This is a genomic window from Pseudomonas sp. GNP012 (genome assembly GCF_054343835.1).
Genome location: NZ_JBTGUU010000001.1, coordinates 4,389,488 through 4,409,049, shown reverse-complemented (window position 1 = coordinate 4,409,049; position 19,562 = coordinate 4,389,488). Strand labels below are relative to the sequence as shown.

At 60.4% G+C, this 19,562-nt stretch carries 15 protein-coding genes; 5 read left to right on the top strand and 10 right to left on the bottom strand.

The window, feature by feature from the left end; genetic code table 11:
- Nucleotides 1-282 precede the first annotated feature (282 nt).
- A complete protein-coding gene (locus ACXX83_RS19845; protein ID WP_007972623.1) occupies nucleotides 283-1,251 on the bottom strand; it encodes a LysR family transcriptional regulator in 969 nt (322 codons plus the stop codon).
- 341 nt (nucleotides 1,252-1,592) lie between these two features.
- On the opposite strand from ACXX83_RS19845, the gene ACXX83_RS19840 reads away from it, so the two are divergent.
- The 4 genes from ACXX83_RS19840 (at nucleotide 1,593) to ACXX83_RS19825 (ending at nucleotide 6,517) form a co-directional block, all read left to right on the top strand.
- Nucleotides 1,593-3,092 (top strand): efflux transporter outer membrane subunit, encoded by a 1,500-nt coding sequence (locus tag ACXX83_RS19840; protein WP_458549408.1) that lies wholly within the window; start codon nucleotides 1,593-1,595, stop codon nucleotides 3,090-3,092.
- Between the two features lie 142 nt (nucleotides 3,093-3,234).
- Complete coding sequence (locus ACXX83_RS19835) at nucleotides 3,235-5,439, top strand: FUSC family protein (RefSeq protein WP_458549407.1); 2,205 nt, start codon at nucleotides 3,235-3,237, stop codon at nucleotides 5,437-5,439.
- Entirely contained in the window at nucleotides 5,429-5,629 is a 201-nt protein-coding gene (locus ACXX83_RS19830) for a DUF1656 domain-containing protein (protein WP_007896379.1), read from the top strand. The genes ACXX83_RS19835 and ACXX83_RS19830 overlap by 11 nt, the downstream gene beginning before the upstream one ends.
- A gap of 24 nt (nucleotides 5,630-5,653) precedes the next feature.
- Nucleotides 5,654-6,517, top strand: coding sequence for an efflux RND transporter periplasmic adaptor subunit (locus tag ACXX83_RS19825; protein ID WP_458549406.1), 864 nt, complete (start codon nucleotides 5,654-5,656; stop codon nucleotides 6,515-6,517).
- Between the two features lie 180 nt (nucleotides 6,518-6,697).
- On the opposite strand, the gene ACXX83_RS19820 is transcribed toward ACXX83_RS19825, so the two are convergent.
- The 3 genes from ACXX83_RS19820 to ACXX83_RS19810 form a co-directional block, all read right to left on the bottom strand.
- Entirely contained in the window at nucleotides 6,698-7,087 is a 390-nt protein-coding gene (locus ACXX83_RS19820; protein WP_458373941.1) for a DUF4440 domain-containing protein, read from the bottom strand.
- A 134-nt stretch (nucleotides 7,088-7,221) separates the two neighbouring features.
- Nucleotides 7,222-8,046, bottom strand: a complete 825-nt coding sequence (locus ACXX83_RS19815) for an SDR family oxidoreductase (protein ID WP_458549405.1) — start codon at nucleotides 8,044-8,046, stop codon at nucleotides 7,222-7,224.
- A gap of 33 nt (nucleotides 8,047-8,079) precedes the next feature.
- Complete coding sequence (locus ACXX83_RS19810; protein WP_015096747.1) at nucleotides 8,080-8,544, bottom strand: hypothetical protein; 465 nt, start codon at nucleotides 8,542-8,544, stop codon at nucleotides 8,080-8,082.
- Between the two features lie 174 nt (nucleotides 8,545-8,718).
- Here ACXX83_RS19810 and ACXX83_RS19805 point away from each other — a divergent pair, with 174 nt between their 5' ends.
- Nucleotides 8,719-11,544 (top strand): RHS repeat domain-containing protein, encoded by a 2,826-nt coding sequence (locus tag ACXX83_RS19805; RefSeq protein WP_458549404.1) that lies wholly within the window; start codon nucleotides 8,719-8,721, stop codon nucleotides 11,542-11,544.
- Nucleotides 11,545-11,682: 138 nt separating this feature from the next.
- Here ACXX83_RS19805 and ACXX83_RS19800 read toward each other — a convergent pair whose 3' ends face one another.
- From ACXX83_RS19800 to ACXX83_RS19775, 6 genes are all read right to left on the bottom strand, one after another.
- Entirely contained in the window at nucleotides 11,683-13,134 is a 1,452-nt protein-coding gene (locus ACXX83_RS19800; protein ID WP_458549403.1) for a mannose-1-phosphate guanylyltransferase/mannose-6-phosphate isomerase, read from the bottom strand.
- A 212-nt stretch (nucleotides 13,135-13,346) separates the two neighbouring features.
- The gene (locus tag ACXX83_RS19795; protein WP_015096745.1) at nucleotides 13,347-14,003 is read right to left on the bottom strand and encodes an alginate O-acetyltransferase AlgF; all 657 of its coding nucleotides are present in this window, start codon (nucleotides 14,001-14,003) and stop codon (nucleotides 13,347-13,349) included.
- Between the two features lie 14 nt (nucleotides 14,004-14,017).
- Nucleotides 14,018-15,193: an alginate O-acetyltransferase gene (locus tag ACXX83_RS19790; protein WP_458549402.1), complete on the bottom strand. Its 1,176-nt coding sequence runs from the start codon at nucleotides 15,191-15,193 to the stop codon at nucleotides 14,018-14,020.
- Nucleotides 15,194-15,204: 11 nt separating this feature from the next.
- A complete protein-coding gene (locus ACXX83_RS19785) occupies nucleotides 15,205-16,770 on the bottom strand; it encodes an MBOAT family O-acyltransferase (RefSeq protein WP_458549401.1) in 1,566 nt (521 codons plus the stop codon).
- Between the two features lie 213 nt (nucleotides 16,771-16,983).
- Nucleotides 16,984-18,105, bottom strand: coding sequence for a mannuronate-specific alginate lyase (locus ACXX83_RS19780; RefSeq protein ID WP_458549400.1), 1,122 nt, complete (start codon nucleotides 18,103-18,105; stop codon nucleotides 16,984-16,986).
- An 8-nt stretch (nucleotides 18,106-18,113) separates the two neighbouring features.
- On the bottom strand, nucleotides 18,114-19,562 hold the full coding sequence (locus ACXX83_RS19775; RefSeq protein WP_458549399.1) for an alginate O-acetyltransferase: 1,449 nt from the start codon (nucleotides 19,560-19,562) through the stop codon (nucleotides 18,114-18,116).

Below are 19,562 nucleotides of genomic sequence, written 5' to 3'. Positions count from 1 at the left end.
GAACCGGAACGAAGCCTCTCGAGGCGTGTACCGCAAAAGCGCCCGAGGCGACCTACCGGGCCGGCCTGATTGTCTGGTTCGGTGTACACAGTACCTGTGGGAGCGGGCTTGCCCGCGAAGGCGGCCTGACAGCCGACCAATCTCTTGCAGATGTACTCGATTCCTGTGGGAGCGAGCCTGCTCGCGAAAGCGGTGTATCTGCTCACAGTGATGTTGAAGGTGAGAACGCTATCGCGAGCAAGCTCGCTCCCACAAAGGATCAATCTGTGAACTGAGAGATTTTCAGTTCGCCACCCGAACCCCGCCCAGACTCCCACTCAATTCATACGCCGCCAGTTCCGCCTGATGCGCCGCCAGCAACTCCGGCAACGATCCGCGCAAATACTCGACCCAGGTCTTGATCTTCGCATCCAGGTACTGACGCGAAGGGTAGATCGCATACAGGTTCAGCTCCTGCGAGCGGTATTTGGGCATCACCCTCACCAGCGTGCCGTTGCGCAGGCCTTCTATCGCGGCGTACAGCGGCAGGACGCCAACGCCCATGCCGCTGATGATCGCGGATTTCATCGCATCGGCGGAGTTCACCAGAAACGGTGAGCTGTTGATGGTGACCATTTCCTGGCCGTCAGGACCGTCGAAGGCCCATTTTTCCAGCGGGATCACCGGGCTGACCAGGCGCAGGCAGGCGTGGTTGAGCAGGTCGCTGGGTTTCTGTGCGCAGCCGTTGGCTTTGACGTAGGCCGGCGAGGCGCAAACGATGCTGTAGGTGATGCCCAGGCGCTGGGAGACGAAACCCGAATCCGGCAGTTCGCGGGCGAGGACGATGGACACGTCGTAACCCTCGTCGAGCAGGTCCGGCACGCGGTTGGCCATGGTCAGGTCGAAGGTCACGTCCGGGTGGGTCTTGCGGTAGCGGGCGATGGCGTCGATCACGAAGTGCTGGCCGATGCCGGTCATGGTGTGCACTTTCAGTTGCCCGGCCGGGCGTGCGTGGGCGTCGCTGGCCTCGGCTTCGGCTTCTTCGACGTAGGCCAGGATCTGCTCGCAACGCAACAGGTAACGCTTGCCGGCTTCGGTCAGGGCGATGCGGCGGGTCGTTCGGTTGAGCAGGCGGGTTTGCAGGTGGGCTTCCAGGTTGGAGACCGCGCGCGAGACGTTGGCCGTGGTGGTGTCCAGTTGCACGGCGGCGGCGGTGAAGCTGCCGGCTTCGGCCACGTAACTGAAGGCGCGCATGTTTTGCAAAGTGTCCATGGGGTGCTCTCTCGTCGAATGACAAATTGTGACACGAAGTTTCTGTTTATTTACAGGCGACTAAAGATCGACTTACGGATTATCTCGTTAACGGTAACAAAGATTCACAAGAAACCCAGCTTATCGCCATTCAGGCCTCCCCCTAGAATTGCGCAACTGGGCAACCGGGGCTCGACCCACCGCACAACCTGTGGGAGCGGGCTTGCTCGCGAAGAGGGCATCAGATTCAACAGAGATGTTGACTGGCAGACCGCTTTCGCGAGCAAGCCCGCTCCCACAAAAGCGGATCTCCGGTTTTCAGAAAATTTCGTGTCTCCCCCTATTTTCAGGAAATCGCAGCAGTGCCGCGTCGCATCAGCAGAGCGCTTCAGCCGCTCAGTGTTTTGGCTTTAACCCTGGCAATCAGCGGCTGCATCGGAACCGGAGGTATTGCCCCGCAGGGCAAGGCGCTGGAGGCCAATTCGCTGGTCACCGACCAAGCAATCCAGAGCGCCGCGCAAGATGCGAATTGGCCCACCGCGCAATGGTGGCAAGTCTATGGCGACCCGCAACTGAATCGCTGGATCGACCTCGCCCTGCAAGGCAGTCCGACCCTGGCCATCGCCGCCGCCCGGGTGCGTCAGGCCAAATCCATGGCCGGCGTGGCCGAAGCGGCCGAGTCGCTGCAGATCAATGGCGATGCCACCCTCAAGCGCCACAACTGGCCCACCGACCAGTTCTACGGGCCGGGTGAGCTGGCCAACTCCACGACCTGGGACAACAACGCCGCACTGGGTTTCAGTTATGCCCTCGACCTCTGGGGCCGCGAAAGCAATGCCACCGAGCGCGCCGTGGACATGGCGCACATGAGCGTCGCCGAAGCGCGACAGGCCCAGCTGGAATTGCAGGACAACATCGTGCGCGTCTACATCGAACTCTCGCTGCATTACGCGCAACGGGACATCGTTGATGCAACCTTAAAGCAGCAGCAGCAGATCCTTGAACTGGCGCAGAAGCGTTTGAAGGGCGGCATCGGCACCCATTTCGAAGTCAGCCAGGCCGAGACGCCGCTGCCGGAAACCCATCGCCAGCTCGATGCCCTCGACGAAGAAATCGCCCTGAGCCGCAACCAGCTCGCCGCCCTCGCCGGCAAGGGGCCGGGTGAGGGCGCGCAGCTGCAGCGGCCAACGCTGTCGCTGGGAGCGCCACTGAAACTGCCGTCGTCGCTGCCGGCGCAATTGCTCGGCCAGCGCCCGGACGTGGTCGCCAGCCGCTGGCAAGTGGCGGCGCAGGCGCGGGGCATCGATGTCGCCCATGCCGGGTTTTATCCCAACGTCGATCTGGTCGGCAGCCTCGGGTATATGGCCACTGGCGGCGGGGCCCTGGAGTTCCTGACCGGCAAGAAGCTCAACTACAGCGTGGGGCCGGCGATTTCGTTGCCGATTTTCGATGGCGGGCGTTTGCGTGCCGAGTTGGGCGAAGCCTCGGCCGGGTATGACATCGCCGTGGCCAAGTACAACCAGACCCTGGTCAATGCCCTGAAAAACATCTCCGACCAGTTGATCCGCCGCGAGTCCATGGACAAGCAGCAGGCGTTCGCCGCCGAGTCGGTGGCCACCGCGCAGAAGACCTACGACATCGCGATGATCGCTTATCAGCGTGGCCTGACCGATTACCTCAATGTGCTCAACGCCCAGACCTTGCTGTTCAAGCAGCAGCAAGTGCAGCAGCAGGTCCAGGCGGCGCGTTTGAGCGCCCATGCGCAATTGGTGACGGCGTTGGGCGGTGGTTTGGGTGCCGGCAACGACGTGCCGAACGACAGCCAGACCCAGGCGCCGAAAACCCCGAGCCTTTTGCGTTGAACACAAAACCTGTGGGAGCGGGCTTGCTCGCGAAGGCGGTGTGTCTGATGACACTTTTGTTGCCTGACAATCCCTCTTCGCGAGCAAGCCCGCTCCCACAGTTTCCTAGTTTTGGCTGATTTTTTTCACTGAGCAGGATTAGATGACTCCCTTGCCCGCACCCTTGCCCTGGCTGTACTCCCTTGAATGGCGCCGGGGTTTCTTCGACTGGGCACGCAGCGACGGCGTGACCTGGGTCTACATCTTCAAGGTGCTGTTCGCGGCATTCCTGACGCTTTGGCTGGCCATGCGCCTGGAGCTGCCGCAACCACGCACGGCGATGATCACCGTGTTCATCGTCATGCAGCCGCAAAGCGGCCAGGTGTTCGCCAAGAGTTTCTATCGTTTTCTCGGCACCCTGGCCGGGTCGGCAGTGATGGTCGCGCTGATCGCCCTGTTTGCGCAGAACACTGAGCTGTTCCTCGGTTCGTTGGCGATCTGGGTCGGTATCTGCACGGCCGGTGCCGCGCGCTGCCGCAACTTTCGCGCCTATGGATTTGTCCTCGCCGGATACACCGCCGCGATGGTCGGTCTACCCGCGCTGGCCCATCCGGATGGCGCGTTCATGGCGGCGGTCTGGCGGGTGCTGGAGATCTCGTTGGGCATTCTCTGTTCGACCCTGGTCAGTGCGGCGATCCTGCCGCAATCGGCCAGCGCGGCGATGCGCAATGCCTTGTACCAGCGCTTTGGCGTGTTCGCCCTGTTCGTCACCGACGGCTTGCGCGGTCGCAGTCAGCGCGAGGCGTTCGAGGCCGGCAACGTGCGTTTCATCGCCGAAGCCGTGGGTCTTGAAGGCTTGCGCAGCGTCACTGTTTTCGAAGACCCGCACATGCGTCGGCGCAATGGCCGGCTCAGTCGCCTGAACAGCGAATTCATGGGCATCACCACGCGCTTCAACGCCTTGCACCAGTTACTCGAACGCCTGCGCAGCAGCGCGGCAGACCAGGTGGTGGAGGCGATCAAACCCGGCTTGCAGGATCTCGCCGAGCTGCTCGACGGCTTCAGTGGCCGAGCCCTGACCAGCGCCGATGCAGCGCGTCTGGTCACGGTGCTGAGCGTCTACAAGGAAGGTTTGCCGGCGAGGGTGCGTTGTCTGCGGGCGACGTTCCAGCAGAGCAATCCGAGCGAGGCCGGGCAACTGGATTTCCACACCGCCTACGAACTGCTCTATCGCTTTGTCGACGACTTGCACAGTTATGCACAGACCCACGCGTCGCTGGCCGATCACAGTCACGAACGGGAGCGCTGGGACGAGCCGTTCACCCCGCAAACCAACTGGCTGGCAGCGGCAGCATCGGGGATACGCGCGGCGTTCATTCTGGTGGTGTTGGGCAGCTACTGGGTGGCAACCGCCTGGCCGAGCGGTGCGACCATGACCCTGATTGCCGCCGCGACCGTGGGCCTGTCCGCCGCCACCCCGAACCCCAAACGCATGGCCTTTCAGATGGCGTGCGGGACATTGCTCGGGGCGCTGATCGGCTTCGTCGAGATGTTTTTCATTTTCCCGTGGATCGACGGATTTCCATTGCTGTGCGTGATGCTCGCACCGGTGATCGTACTCGGCTCGTTCCTGACCTCGCGGCCGCAATACGTGGGCGTCGGCCTGGGCTTGCTGATCTTCTTCAGCACCGGTTCAGTGCCGGACAACCTCACGGTCTACAACCCCTACACCTTCATCAACGACTACATCGCCATGGTGCTGGGCATGCTGGTGTGCGCAGCGGCCGGGGCGATCATTCTGCCGCCCAACAGCCGCTGGTTGTGGCGTCGCCTGGAGCAGGACCTGCGTGGTCAGGTGGTGTACGCCATCAGCGGCAAGCTCAAGGGCCTGGCGTCGAGTTTCGAGAGCCGCACCCGTGACCTGGTGCATCAGGCCTACGGCTTCGCGGCGGGCCAACCGCAGGTGCAGCGGGACTTGTTGCGCTGGATGTTCGTGGTGCTGGAAGTCGGCCACGCGATCATCGAATTGCGCAAGGAACAGGCGATTCTGCCGGTGCATCCGGCCTATGCCGAATCCCAGCCATGGCGCCAGGCAATCCGGGTGATGGGACGTGCACTGGTGCGGCTGTTTTTGCAACCGAACAGCAGCAACCTCGAACGCGCGCTGATCGCGGTCGATCACGCGATCAGTCGTGTGCAGTCCACCGACGAACCTTTCGCCCCGCATTTCGATACCTCGGCGTTGCGCCGGGTGAAGAGCTACCTGCACTTCATCCGCACCTCGCTGCTCGATCCGCAATCACCGCTCGCCGGCTACATGAATGCCAGTGCCAGCGCCAAGCCACAAGGACTTGAACATGCCTCGTGAAATCGCTTTCCACGGCGTGTACATGCCGACCATGACCCTGATGTTTTTCATCGCGGCGGCCCTGGCCTGGGCGCTGGACCGGTTCCTGTCCGGGTTCGACCTGTACCGTTTTTTCTGGCACCCGGCGTTGCTGCGCCTGAGTCTGTTTACCTGTCTGTTCGGCGCTTTGGCGCTGACTGTCTACCGTTGACTCTCTATCACTGAGAATGCCCTGATGAAAAAGTTTTTCAGCCTGCTCGCGACCCTGCTGGTGCTGGCCCTCGCGCTGTGGGTCGGCCGCACCCTGTGGGAGCACTACATGAACACGCCGTGGACCCGCGACGGCCGCGTGCGCGCCGACATCATCAACGTCGCCGCCGACGTCACCGGCGAAGTGGTGAACGTGCCGGTGCGCGACAACCAGCTGGTGAAAAAAGGCGATTTGCTGATGCAGATCGACCCCGAGCACTACCGCCTGGCGGTCAAGCAAGCGCAGAGTCTGGTGGCATCGCGCAAGGCAACCTGGGAGATGCGCAAGGTCAACGCCCATCGTCGCGCCGATATGGACAACCTGGTGATCTCCCGGGAAAACCGCGACGACGCCAGCAACCTCGCCGACTCGGCCCTGGCTGATTACCAGCAGGCCCAGGCGCAACTGGAAGCCGCCGAACTCAACCTCAAACGCACTGAAGTGCGCGCCGCAGTAGACGGCTACGTGACCAACCTCAACGTGCATCGTGGCGACTATGCGCGCATCGGCGAGGCGAAAATGGCCGTGGTCGACATGAACTCGTTCTGGGTCTACGGATTCTTCGAGGAAACCAAGCTGCCCCACGTACGCGTCGGTGATAAGGCCGACATGCAACTGATGAGCGGCGAAGTGCTCAAGGGCCACGTGGAAAGCATCTCGCGCGGTATCTACGACCGCGACAACCCGGAGAGTCGTGAACTGATCGCCGACGTCAACCCGACCTTCAACTGGGTGCGCCTGGCGCAACGGGTACCGGTGCGCATTCACATCGATGAAGTGCCGGAGGGTGTGGTGTTGGCGGCGGGGATTACTTGTACGGTGGTGGTGAAGCAGGAGGGTGGGGCATAGCCGTTAGACCGAGTCGCCTGCTTCGCGAGCACCGCCGCACCCACATTTTTGAATGCAACCCCCTGTAGGAGCGAGCCTGCTCGCGATGAACCAGAGCGCGCCGCGTGTATTCAGAATGCACGCGTTATCGTTGACGTCCATCGCGAGCAGGCTCGCTCCTACAGTCGATCGTCGTCGTGTTCAGCAGAAGGTCTCTTGCAAATGCCGCCAAAGAATCCTTTCATCTACCTTCTCGAACACAACCGTGGAACGACGACTGGAGTGCAGCCCGGTCGCATCGGTCTGTTGTTCGCGGTAACTCACGGTGGCGCCACCCTCGTACAACGCGATGCCACGCAGCTCGCTGAGCTCGATCCTGAACCCGAGTTTCTTGCCGCCCGCCAGCGTGAACAGTTCGTTCAGCGCGTCAAAGTCCAGTACCCGGCCGAGCGGAGAGACCATGGAGAACTGCGGCGAAAAACGCGTCAGCAGTTTTTCCAGCTCGGACGCGTCACGCTCCTCGGCCAGCCATTGTTCGATGGCCACGTGGGCCAGGATCACTTCGTCGAAGTATTCGGTGTAGTCGGTCATGTTGTTTCCTGAAATTCTGCGGTGTCTGTTCTGACGCCTTCGCGGGCAAGCCCGCTCCCACAGGATTAGCGCTATTTCAAAATCTGCGCATGACCTGTGGGAGCGGGCTTGCTCGCGAAGGGCGCGACGCAGTGTCAGAGCTGCCCACGCAACCCGAACCGTTTCATCAGCCCGGATTCGAGCAAGCCCTTGGGCAGCAAACTGGCCATCAGCGGCAACGCGCGGCTGCCATTGCCCAAACGGATCAGCCGTGGCGGTTTGGCTTGCTGCACGGCCTTGAGCAATCCGGCGGCAAACTCACTGGCCGGGGTCGGCCTGTCCTGGGAAGCTCTGGCCCGTGCGCGTATGCCTTCACGCAGCGGGAACCATGGCGACTGTTCACTGATCAGTTGCTCGGCTTCGTGCCCGGCATTCTTGGCAAAACTGGAAGCGATGGCCCCCGGCTGCACCTCCATGACCCGCACGCCGAACGGCGCCAGTTCCATGCGCAAGGCATCGCTCAAGGCATGCACGGCGGCTTTCGAGGCGCAGTAGGCGCCGGCGAACGGCGTGACCAGTACGCCGGACACGCTACCGATATTCACCACCAGCCCCTTGGCCCGGCGCAGCACCGGGAACAAGGCGCGGGTGACGCCGACGATGGCGAACACATTGGTTTCAAACTGGCGCTGCATGGCCGGTACGCCGCCATCGAGCAACGGCCCCATGGCGCCATAACCCGCGTTGTTGATCAGCACGTCGAGGCCGCCGGTTTGCTGGTTGATCCGCTCGCTCAAGGTTTCGAGTGCCACGGCATCGTTGACATCCAGTTGCACGGCTGTGAAGCCCGCGGCGTTGAGTGCCGCGACATCTTCGGCCTTGCGGGCACTGGCCCAGACTTCATAGCCGGCGACCTTGAACGCATCGGCAAGGGCACGGCCAATGCCGCTGGAGCAACCGGTAATCAACGCAACGGGCATGGCGCATTCCTTGTGCAAAAAATGGGGGAGGGATCAGTCGGAAAAACTACCCTGCAATCGCTCGGCGCGAAACTCCAGGGTTTCCGGTCGGTAGCCAGGGCGCAACGGCGGCAGTGGCAAGCAATCTTCCCAATTGCCACCGGCCTGCAATTCGCCGGGGCCGCGATAACGCGGGGCGGAGTATTGGTTGTCGGCCAGGTTCACCGTGTCGCCCGGCGCATAGGCCGCAACCCGCCAGCGCAGTTCCGTCAGCGGCACGTCATTGCCATTGTTCATCGTCAGTTTCAGCGGTCGGTCGGCCGGGCAGTGCTCGGGCGCATAGCTGATGCGCAACTCCAGGCGTTGCAGTTGCTTGAGTTCGCGGTGGTCCATCCAGATGACCCAGGTCGCGACGATGCCCAGCCCAGCGGCGGCGGCCAGGGAAACGGGCAAGGCCTTGGCTGGATAGCGCAGCAGCAGGATCAGCCAGGTGATGACCAGCAGGACGCCGATGAACATGACGTAAATCTCGGGAGCAGAGAGGGTCATCCTACCTAAGCGCAGGTGGGGTTGGCGATGGGCGGGATGTGGCGATGGTACGCAAGACCATCTGTCGACACTGTAATTTCTGACAGTAGCCGGGCCCTTGATAGACAGGCTTATATCAGGGGGAGTGATTCCGGAGCGCATACTGTGCCATCAACCCCACCAATCCACCGCCACACCCCGAGCCTGACCGCGATTGACCCTCGGGGGCTGCCGGTGCGTGCTGTGGGTTACTGGCGTGACAACGACGGCGTGCGCCCTCAGGCTCGGATCAACCGCACGGTCCATGATTGGGCGGGGCGAGCGATTGCGCAGTGGGACCCGCGATTGTTTCTGAACGCTTCGGCTCCAGCCAATCTGCAAACGATTCACGCGCTGTCCGGTGCAGAGTTGAGTACGAACAGCGTTGATGCCGGATGGCGTGTGGCGCTGTTGGGTGAGGCAGGGCAACCGATCCACTACTGGGATGGCCGAGGCTCCCGGCGCTGGATGCAATACGACACTCAGTTGCGCCCGGAATCGGTGTTCGAGCAGCCGCTGGATGGCAAAGCGCTTTGCACGGAACGCTTGAGTTACGGCGCGAGCGATCCGGCTGCTGCCGAGCGCAACCAATGCGGCCAACTGATCCGCCACGATGACCCGGCGGGCTCGCAGCAGTTTGCCGAGTTCGGACTGCACGGCACGGCGCTGGAGCAGACGCGGCATTTTCTGAACGACCTGATGCTGCCGGACTGGCCCGAGTCGATAGCGGATCGTGAGTTGCTGTTGGAACCGGGCGAGGGCGCCACCACCCGTTCACAGGTCAATGCATTGGGTGAGGCCTCCCATCAAACCGATGCCAAGGGTCACCGCCAGTTGTTCAGCCAGACCCTCGACGGGCAGTTGCGCGAGGTTCGCCTGCAACTCAACGGCACACCCACCCCGAAAACGCTGGTCAGCGCCATCACCTACAACGCCCACGGCCAGACCGAACGGGAAGTCGCCGGCAACGGTGTGATCACCACGCTGGAATACGACGCGCAAAATGGCCGATTGACCCGCCTCAGTGCCCAACGCGGCAACGAAGCCCTGCAAGACCTGAACTACGCCTACGACCCGGTGGGCAATGTGCTGAGCATCAAGGATGCCGCGCTGCCGATTCGCTACTTCGCCAACCAGCGGATCGAACCGGTCAATTGCTACGTCTACGACAGCCTGTCGCAACTGATCGAAGCCCTCGGCTGGGAAGCGGGCGGCGCCAATAAAGGCCCACAGTTTTCGACGTTCGATGATCCCGCCCCCCGAGCGAACTATCGCCAGACCTATCACTACAACTTGGGTGGCAGTCTGATGGAACTGACCCACAAAGGTCCGCAAAGCCATGGTCATCGACTGGTCGCGGCGGCGCACAGCAACCGTTGTTTGCCGGTGCTGGAAGATGTGGAACCGGACGAAGAGGACTTCCGCCGAGGCTTCGACGCCAACGGTAATCTGCTCAACCTGCAACCAGGACAAACGCTGAGTTGGGACCTGCGCAATCAATTGTATGAAGTACGACCGGTCGAACGTGTTTCGGGCCTCAATGACCGCGAACGTTATGTCTACGGCGCCGACGGGATGCGCCTGCGCAAAGTCCGCGAGACCCTGGCCCATGCCCGGACATTGATCGCTGAAACCCGCTATCTGCCAAACCTGGAACTGCGCAATTACAGCGGTACGGGTGAAGTGTTGCAGGTGATCAACGTCCAGGCCGGGCGCTGCAGTGTTCGGGTGTTGCATTGGGAGTCCGAAACACCAAAGGACGCTGCCAACGACCAATACCGCTACCACCTGAACGACCATTTGGGTTCCTGCACTTTGGAACTCGACAAGGACGGTGAAGTGATCAGCCAGGAGCGTTATCACCCGTATGGCACCACCGCGTGGTTCGCTGGACGCGGGGAGGTGGAGGCGAGTTACAGAACGGTGCGTTATTCGGGGAAAGAGCGGGATGCGACGGGGCTTTATTATTATGGGTTCAGGTATTACGCAGCGTGGTGGCAGCGGTGGTTGAATCCGGATCCAGCAGGAAGTATTGATGGATTGAATTTTTTTAGAATGCTCATGAGTTCTCCCATCAATAACCGAGAATGGGTGGGGTTGAGCAGTTATGATGTGATGAATGAACAAGAAGCCTTGAGTGAAGAGCTTCATGGGGCACGGTTGATAGCTCGTGGACTTGGTAACTTTCCAGATAACCTTCAACGGTCTGTAAAGGGGAGTATGGCACTTGGAGCAAATTGGTTGGATAAAACCATTTCTGCGCTTGAGTCAAATCAGTTAGATACGTTTACAAGCAAAATAATGGAGTTTTCGTTCGGTACGGATTACCTGTTGCAAGAAAATGATCCAGTTGGCTTGAAGAGGCAACTATTGGGGACGTTTAAGCGATTGAAAACATTTATAGGAAAGGTCGGTGGTGAAGAAGATTGGAGGCTTTCCCTCGCTGAGAATGACGGTCGTTTCGCAGGTAATACTATTAGCACTGCCGCTCAAGGAAATTTAATATGGTTGAGTCGTTCATTCATTGAAAAAACGCATCCAGTTGGATTGGCGGCAACTTTGTTACATGAAGGCCTGCACGCGATGGGGTCGTTTACCAGTGTTAATTTTATAAACGATTTTTGGTACGTGGGAGCGCAGGCGCCTTCAATCGATGCAACACCAGATGGCATTGAAAATTACCTTGAGCAGGCAATGAATTCTTCTTTTAATCGTGTTGTAAATCCGTCAGGAGAAATGATGGCTCCGTCGGAGACGGAAATGTCGGATGGCCCACGTGATAGCTACATAAGACTTTTAGACGAGCTTATGAGTCGTGTTGGCGAGGCAGCGACTACGTCAAGCGATGAGCGGGCAGATCTCTATCGCGACTACGCCAGTGTGCGGCAGGCCGTAGTGTTAAGAAACTCCGACTCGCTGACTGCGATATTGATGGCCCGACATCACCCTTGACAAGAAAGGCTGATGTGGTGGGGGAAGGTAGTTGACTATTATCATTCGACAGCAGATTAAGATATGACAACTCCACCCAGACCACTGCGGATAGGGAACGCAGCGGACTGGATGGGAGCTTTTTATACTATCAATCGCTTACTGCGCGATCGTCTTCACCACAACCCCACGTTCAACCGGCGTAGACCGCCCGTAGATATCTTCAAACCGCTCGATATCGTCCTCACCCAGATAACTCCCCGATTGCACCTCGATGATCTCCAACGGAATCTTCCCCGGGTTACGCAGGCGATGCACCGAAGCAATCGGAATGTAAGTCGACTGGTTCTCGGTCAGCAGGAACACGTTCTCGTCACAGGTCACTTCCGCCGTACCGCTGACCACGATCCAGTGTTCGGCGCGGTGGTGGTGCATCTGCAGCGACAGGCACGCGCCCGGTTTGACCGAGATGTGCTTGACCTGGAAGCGGCCGCCCATGTCCACCGAGTCGTAGGAGCCCCACGGACGGTAGACTTCGCAGTGGTTCTGGGTTTCGCTGCGGCCCTGTTCGTTGAGGGTGTTGACCATCTGTTTCACGCCTTGGACCTTGTCCTTGTGGACGATCATCATGGCGTCCTTGGTTTCGACCACGACGATGTTTTCCAGGCCGATCACCGACACCAGTTTGCCGTTGCCGTGGATCATGCAGTTTTTGCTGTCCTGGATCACCACGTCGCCTTTGGTGACGTTGCCGTTGGCGTCTTTTGCATTCACTTCCCACAGCGACGACCAGCAGCCGACATCGCTCCAGCCGGCGGTCAGCGGCACGACGCAGGCGCGTTGGGTTTTTTCCATCACCGAGTAGTCGATGGAATTGTCCGGGCAGCAGGCGAAGGTGGCTTCGTCGAGGGTGATGGTGTCGGCGTCCTGGTGGCTGCGTTCCAGAGTCAGCAGGCAGGTGTCATAGATGTCCGGATCGTGCTTTTTCAACTCTTCGAGGAAGCGGCTGGCGCGGAACAGGAACATGCCGCTGTTCCAGAAGTAACCGCCGGACTGGACGAACTCGGTGGCGCGCTTCACGTCGGGTTTTTCGACGAAGTGCGAGACGCGGCTGACGCCTTCGGGCAGCAGCGAATCGTTGGTCGACTTGATGTAGCCATAACCGGTTTCCGGCTTGGTGGCCGGTACACCGAACAGCACCATTTCACCGTTTTCGGCAGCGACTGTGGCCAAGGCCAGGGCGCGTTGCAGGGCTTTCTGGTCTTCCAGTACGTGGTCGGCCGGCAGTACCAGCATCAGTTCGTCGCGACCTTCGTTGACCAGCATCATCGCGGTCAGGGCCACGGCCGGCGCAGTGTTGCGCCCGAACGGCTCCATCAGGATGCGCTGGGATTCCAGTTTGCGCGCCGCCAATTGCTCGTTGACGATGAAGCGGTGGTCTTTGTTGCAGACCACGATGGGCGTGTCCATGCCTTCGAACACCAGGCGCTCCAGGGTTTGCTGGAACAGGGTGTGTTCGCCGGTCAGGGCCAGGAACTGTTTAGGGAATTGTTTGCGGGAAAGCGGCCAAAGACGTGAGCCACTACCACCTGACAAGATCACTGGAATCATGTTGTTACTCCTGGAATATCGATTGGTTAGAGCTACTGCGTTCTGTCGTTTCACTCTTGTTTTTGTTTCGTAGCCCGATTGACGCCTAGATACTTTGTGGGAGCGGGCTTGCTCGCGAAGGCGATGGATCAGTCGACATTGATGTTGAATGTCAGACCGCTTTCGCGAGCAAGCCCGCTCCCACAGGGGGATGCGTCAGTCAGGCAAATTGTTTAGCGCGTCGATACCGGGCGTTTCACCCAGACCGGCGACAGGCTGCTGCCGCTGCCGGTGACGTACAGCACCGCGGCTTCACCGCGTTCCAGGGCCACCGGTTTCACGTCGCCGACTTTGGTGGTGCCGTCATAGAGCGCCAGGCTGACCTTGACCGGGTTGATTTCACGCTCGCCGCGACCCTTGGGCGCAACGTTCGGGACCACGTCGGTCTTGCCATCGGCGGTTTTCAGGGTCAGCGCCTTGTCGCTGAGGTTTTGTACGCGGACCAGGGACTTCTGCTTGTTCTTGAACGGCGGCTCCTCGATCAGTTGCGGTGCGCCGCTGGCGTTGTTGACCAGGGTGTAATAGTGGTCGCCGGCCAGTTTCACCGGCAGGCTCTGGCTACCGACCTTGGCGCTGTAGTCGCCACCCGGCATGAAGCTGAAGTCAGTGCTCGACAGTGGCGCGACCTCGCTCAGGTTGGTGCTGCCGACGGTGGCGCTGACTTCGGCGTTGCTGGCGTTGTAGATACGCACGAAGGTCGAGCCTTTCGGTGCGGTCGGGCCATACAGGGCGGCGTCGCCAGCGGCGAAAGCCTGTACCGACAGCACGCTGAGGCCGGCAACCAGGGCAAGGCGTTTGGCGAGACGACGAGGAGTAGTAGTGAAAGTCATGGTGTACCTCTCTTTCAGTTTTGCGCCCGGTCGGGCGTCTCGGATTTGTTGTTGATGGCTACGTTTTGTTGGCGGGCGCCGGCTTGTTTAAGCTCTGCGACCCACTGCGGGTCGGCGTCGCCGATTTCGTTGTTCACAGGCAGATATCGTTCAGGGAACTCCCAGATCAGCACTTGTGGCGGGCTGTTCTTGAAGGCATCGCTTTTCAGGTAGCTGAGCATCGGCAGAATCGGGCCGTGACCGTCTTCGGCGTAATTGACCACGTCGCTGTTCAGCGCTTGCTTGAGCGCACCGACGAAGTTCCAGTTCGGGTTGGCGCTGTAGCTGGTGCCGATCAGGGCCACCGGCACTTCGGTGTTGGCAAACAGCGCGTCGTCACCGGCGGGCTGGTCTTCAGCCGCGACCGTATTGCGCTTTTGCAATTGTTCTTGTTTAGGCATCAGGTTTTCGAACAGCGGGTCCAGCGGCAGGAACAGACGCAGGTCGCCCTTGTGGGTGATGGTCTCGGCAGGTTCGGTGACGAAGCGCTGCGGCTCGCCGCTCAGCGGGTACTTGTCGGCGATGGTCCTGGCCAGACGGTTGGCGGCGATCTCGGCGCCTTGCGGCGTCCAGTGGGTGTCGGTGCGCAGGAACACTTGCTGGCCATTCTGCTTGGCCTGTTGCAGCGGGCCGAGCAGGTCGGGAGCCGGAATCCGGTCGGCGGCCAGGCGCTGGTGGAAGTCCTTGTAGAGGTTGGCGTGGATGCTCGCCGGTTTCTCCTCACCGAGGTGTTCCGGGTACAGGCGCACCTTGGCCGGCACCACTGCCATCACCAGTTGCACGCCTTTTTCCTTCAAGGTCTGGCGCACGCCTTCGACCAGCGCGTAGTTGCCTTGCAGGTTCAGCTCTTCGTTGACCACCGGGTGGAATTCTTCATCGCTGTACAACCACTGGTCGCGACCGAGCACTACGCCCGGACGACCTTCGTTGAACAGTTTGAAATCCAGCGCGGCCCAGAGGTTGGTGCCCAGGCGCTTGATCGGGAACTCGTCGTCGTAGTGGGTTTCCACGGCTTTGCTCCAGCGGCCGTTGAGCACCGTCGCATCCGCGTTGGTGCTGAAGCCGAAGAAGCTGCGCACCGACCACAGACCGAGCACCAGCAGGGTCACCAGGAACAGCGCGATGTAGAAGATGCGTAATGAGCGGGTCATGGTCAGATCCCTCAGAACTGGAAGTAAAGGAACGGCGAGAAGCTTTGCGCCGAGAGTTTGAGAATCGAGGCGATGAACAGCAGCAGCACCAGCGCACGCATCACGTAGCGCGACCAGTCAGCGGTCCAATAGGCCGGTTGCACCTGGGCCTCGACGCCGACGGTGTAGCCAGGCTGGTGGATGCTCGCCGGGTTATCCCCAGGCACGGCCTTGATCGTTCCCGGTGTCGCAGCGGCAGGGCCGTCGGCGTCGACGTTCACTGCAGGCTTGGTCTTGACCGGAGGCTGATTGCTGTAGAAATCGCGCAGGCCGAAGAACGCCAGGGTCACGTAGGCCACGATCAGGGTTGCCACTTGCAGGCCGGTGAGGCTGGCCTGGTTGAGTTCCGACAGCGACCAGTCGCCGAAGCTGAACATTGCGCCGTACATGCGCCCGGCCACGTGCAGGTTTTCCGCGCGGAAGATCACCCAGCCCATCACCACCAGCAGGAAGGTCAGTGCCCAGCGGATCGGGTTGATGCTGCGTGGCGAGGTGTTCAGGCCGATGGCTTTTTCAATCGCCAGCCACATGCCGTGCCAAGCGCCCCAGACGATGTAGGTGATGTTCGCGCCGTGCCACAGACCACCGAGCAGCATGGTCAGGAACAGGTTGCGATAGGTCATCAGCGTGCCTTTGCGGTTGCCGCCCAGGGTGATGTACAGATAGTCACGCAGCCAGGTCGACAGGCTGATGTGCCAGCGCCGCCAGAACTCGGTGATCGACTGGCTGATATACGGCTGCTTGAAGTTTTCCATGAAACGGAAACCCATCATCAAGCCCAGGCCGATGGCCATGTCGCTGTAACCGGAGAAGTCGAAATACAGCTGCGCGGTGTACGCCAGGGCGCCGAGCCAGGCATCGCCCGTGGTCGGGTTTTGCAAGGCGAAGCAGTGGTCGGCCACCACCGCGAGGGTGTCGGCGATGAAGACTTTCTTGATGAAACCCTGCATGAACCGCGTGCAGCCCTCGGAGAACTTGTCGAGAGTGTGGGTGCGGTTGTTGAACTGGTCGGCCAGGTCGCGAAAACGCAACACGGGACCGGCGATCAAGTGCGGGAAGATCGCCACGAATGCTGCGAAGTCGATCAGGTTGCGCGTCGCCGGGGTGTCGCCACGGTAGACGTCGATGATGTAGCTGATGGACTCGAAGACGTAGAACGAGATCCCGATCGGCAGCAGCACGTGAGTCAGGATGAAAGGCGAAAGACCCACCGATGTCATCATCGCGTTGATGCTGTCGACGCCGAAGTTGGCGTACTTGAAGTAGCCGAGAATGCACAGGTCGACGGCCACGCCGAGCAACAGCCAGCGCTGTGCCGGTTTGGTCCTGACCCCGGCGGCACCGACTTTCAGGCCGATCCAGTAGTTCCACAGCGTGACGCCGGCGAACAGTGCGAGGAAGTCCACACGCCACCAGGCGTAGAACACGTAACTGGCAATCAGCAGCAGCAAATTGCGATAGCGTTGCCCGCTCAGGTAGTACAAGCCGAGGAAGATCGGCAAGAACAGAAACAGGAACACGTTGGATGAAAATACCATCCCGATCTCTCCATGTTTAACCAACAGTCAAGGGCCAACGGCCCCCCCAAACCCCCCACCGAAAACCGAGGGAATATCACTCAACTCAAATCTTGCACTGACCCCTTGTGGGAGCGGGCTTGCTCGCGAAAGCGGTGTATCAGTCGACATCATTGGTGAATGTCAGACCGCATTCGCGAGCAAGCCCGCTCCCACAGGAGTTTTGTGGTGGTGCTAAGAACCCTTGCCCTTTTCATTGGCCGGGTCGTAGACCTTGGTCAGGTCACCGCCGAGGCGGAAGGTCTTGAACGGTTGCATCTTGTGTTTCTTGGCCAGCACCTCGGGCGAGCAGGTGTAGAGCGTGCAGAACGGTTCGAGCCAGGCGAATTTCGAGTCGACCTTAAGGTCGGTCATGTCCTGTTCCTTGCCGTTCTTTTCCTCGAACTCATCCGGGTCTTTCACCCCGGCGAGCACGCGATCACCGAGGCGTTTCAATGCACCGTTGTTTTCCTGACGCAAGTCCACGCCGTTGACCTGGGCGAAACTGGCGATCATCGCCAGCGGCGGCAGGGCGTAGTTGTGGTAGGCCAGGGCCCGCTGCTGACGCTTGAGTTCGTTGGGCAGGTAGCCGTCGGCGTCGACCTGGTTGGCGCCGACCTTGAATTCCTTCACGGCCCAGTCGAACAGGTCGCGGCGGTTGGTGGCGACGGAAGTGGCCATCACCGACCACGCGGCCCAGTACGAGTGGTTGTTGGTCTGCTCGAGCGGCAGGTTGTCCCAGTCGCTGACCACCTGGTCGGCCATCTTGCTGAACCAGGCTTCGATCAACTGCGACTCTTGCTGATGGTTGGCCAGCGGACGGGAGTCGGAAAACTTCAGGCGAATGTATGAAGACGCCATGCTGCCCAACGCCCATTTACGCATCGACTTGCCGGTGTGGTTGAAGTCCTTGGACATCAAGGCATCGGCCTTGGCCCACGCGGTCAACCAATTGAGCGTGCATTCCAGTTGTTCCGGGCGACCGTCACGCATGAACTGCATCACTTGCTTGCTGGTGCCGCGCTCGATCTTGGTGATGTCGGCAGTACTTTCACGGAAGGCTTTTTCCGACTGCACGTTCAGGGTCGAGCGGGCCTTGTCCGAACCTTCGTACTTGCTGCGAAATTGCAACGAGCCGGTGTAGGGCGTCGGCATCGCATCGCAGCCTTCGCTCTTGTCGCCCGTCTTGAATTTATCCACAGGCGCAAAATAGCCCTGGGGTGGACGCAGTGGCGCCGCCGCTTGCGTGGCCCCGGCGAACATCGCCAGGCTCAACAGCGTCGGTGCCAACAGATGCTTCAGTTTCGGATTTCGCATAGCAGACCTCATTGCCCGACCGAAGCAGTACGCTGCTCGGCACCCGGGAATACGTTGCGTTTGCAGATTTTCGCTTCGACTTTCTGAGGCGCGGCACCGGCTTCGGGGCCCTGGACTTCAACGGCCAGCAGGTTCTGCGAGGCCCAGTCTTCGTCCGTGCGCAACTCGAAAGCGAAACGCCCGTCAGTCTCGGAAGTTTCCGGTTTGTCGATCTTGATGTCCTCGTGGCGACCGTTCATGTACCAGAGGGTGGCTTGCAGGGTTTTCACCGACGTATCGGCGAAGCGGATGTCGACCTGGTGGCTGCTGTTGCGCAGGTCCATGTTCTTGCTGTTGACCATCAATTCGTTTTTGCCCGGCTTGAGCGTGGCGCTGCCGGACATCTGTGCATCCTTGCCTTCGCAACCGTTGTCCAGCAGCGCCATCATCTGGCGGTAGATGGTTTCCTGGTCGAGGCGGTACAGCGGCGAGAATTCCCAGATGAGAATCTTCGGCGGGTTCTTCTGGAACTCGTCGCTGCCCAGGTACTGCAGCATCGAACCTTCCAGGCCGCCGCCGGGGAACGCCACGTTGAGAATGTCGGCGCCGATGGCCTCTTCGAGGAAACCGGCGAAGTTGTAGTTCTTGCCACTGTGGGAGGTACCCACGAGGGTGATTTGCGGATTGCCGGAATCGCCGAACAGATCGCCATCGCCCGCTTCGCCCTTCGGCTCGGTGATGAACTGATCCATGTACTGGATCGCGTAGCTGGTGCCACAGAGTTGACCGGCCATGTTGTGCAATGTTCCGGTCTTGCCCATGCGACCCGACTTTTTGGTCTCGAATTCGCGCTTGGGAATGTCGGCGAATTCAGGCAATTGCTTGACCTTCTCGGCGACGATTTTCGCCGTGCGCTGGGCACCGTACGGGGTCCAGTGCTGGTCGCCGCGGAAGTAGAAGTCGTGGGCGGGCAGAGTCTCGGGCAGCGACTCGTCGGTCAGCGGCGACAGGTCCGGAACGACGTAGCCCATCTGCGCGAAACGGCCCAGCATGGTCTTGTAGTTCCTCAGCGCCTTGTCGAAGTCGAAGCTGGCTTTCTCCGCCGGGTTGAGCTTGTTGCGGTTCACCAGGCCACGGGTCGGCTGGTACACGACAACCAGTTCCACGCCTTTGCTCTTGAACGCATCGTGCAATTGCTTCATGCGTTTGTATCCGGCGGGCGTGGTGTCGAATTCTGTGCGCAAGTCTTCTTGCGTACGGAACAGCCAGTCGCCCTGGGCCTGTACCAGCGTGGTGAAGTTCTGCTGATAGCGGGTGGTGTAGTTCTTCGGATCGTGCGCCGCCGGGCACAGGCTGCAGCACGGTTCGGCGCTGAACTTGGGCGCTTGAACTTCATCGGCACGCGCGCCAGTGCTGGCCGCGAGAATGCCGGCGGTCAGGGCCGACAGGCTGAGTAATTTGATCAAGTGTGGGTGCAT

Coding starts and splice junctions, on each gene's coding strand:
- ACXX83_RS19845 (WP_007972623.1), bottom strand. CDS start 1,251: ATGGACACTTTGCAAAACATGCGCGCCTTCAGTTACGTGGCCGAAGCC.
- ACXX83_RS19835 (WP_458549407.1), top strand. CDS start 3,235: ATGACTCCCTTGCCCGCACCCTTGCCCTGGCTGTACTCCCTTGAATGG.
- ACXX83_RS19830 (WP_007896379.1), top strand. CDS start 5,429: ATGCCTCGTGAAATCGCTTTCCACGGCGTGTACATGCCGACCATGACC.
- ACXX83_RS19825 (WP_458549406.1), top strand. CDS start 5,654: ATGAAAAAGTTTTTCAGCCTGCTCGCGACCCTGCTGGTGCTGGCCCTC.
- ACXX83_RS19820 (WP_458373941.1), bottom strand. CDS start 7,087: ATGACCGACTACACCGAATACTTCGACGAAGTGATCCTGGCCCACGTG.
- ACXX83_RS19815 (WP_458549405.1), bottom strand. CDS start 8,046: ATGCCCGTTGCGTTGATTACCGGTTGCTCCAGCGGCATTGGCCGTGCC.
- ACXX83_RS19810 (WP_015096747.1), bottom strand. CDS start 8,544: ATGTTCATCGGCGTCCTGCTGGTCATCACCTGGCTGATCCTGCTGCTG.
- ACXX83_RS19800 (WP_458549403.1), bottom strand. CDS start 13,134: ATGATTCCAGTGATCTTGTCAGGTGGTAGTGGCTCACGTCTTTGGCCG.
- ACXX83_RS19795 (WP_015096745.1), bottom strand. CDS start 14,003: ATGACTTTCACTACTACTCCTCGTCGTCTCGCCAAACGCCTTGCCCTG.
- ACXX83_RS19790 (WP_458549402.1), bottom strand. CDS start 15,193: ATGACCCGCTCATTACGCATCTTCTACATCGCGCTGTTCCTGGTGACC.
- ACXX83_RS19785 (WP_458549401.1), bottom strand. CDS start 16,770: ATGGTATTTTCATCCAACGTGTTCCTGTTTCTGTTCTTGCCGATCTTC.
- ACXX83_RS19780 (WP_458549400.1), bottom strand. CDS start 18,105: ATGCGAAATCCGAAACTGAAGCATCTGTTGGCACCGACGCTGTTGAGC.
- ACXX83_RS19775 (WP_458549399.1), bottom strand. CDS start 19,562: ATGCACCCACACTTGATCAAATTACTCAGCCTGTCGGCCCTGACCGCC.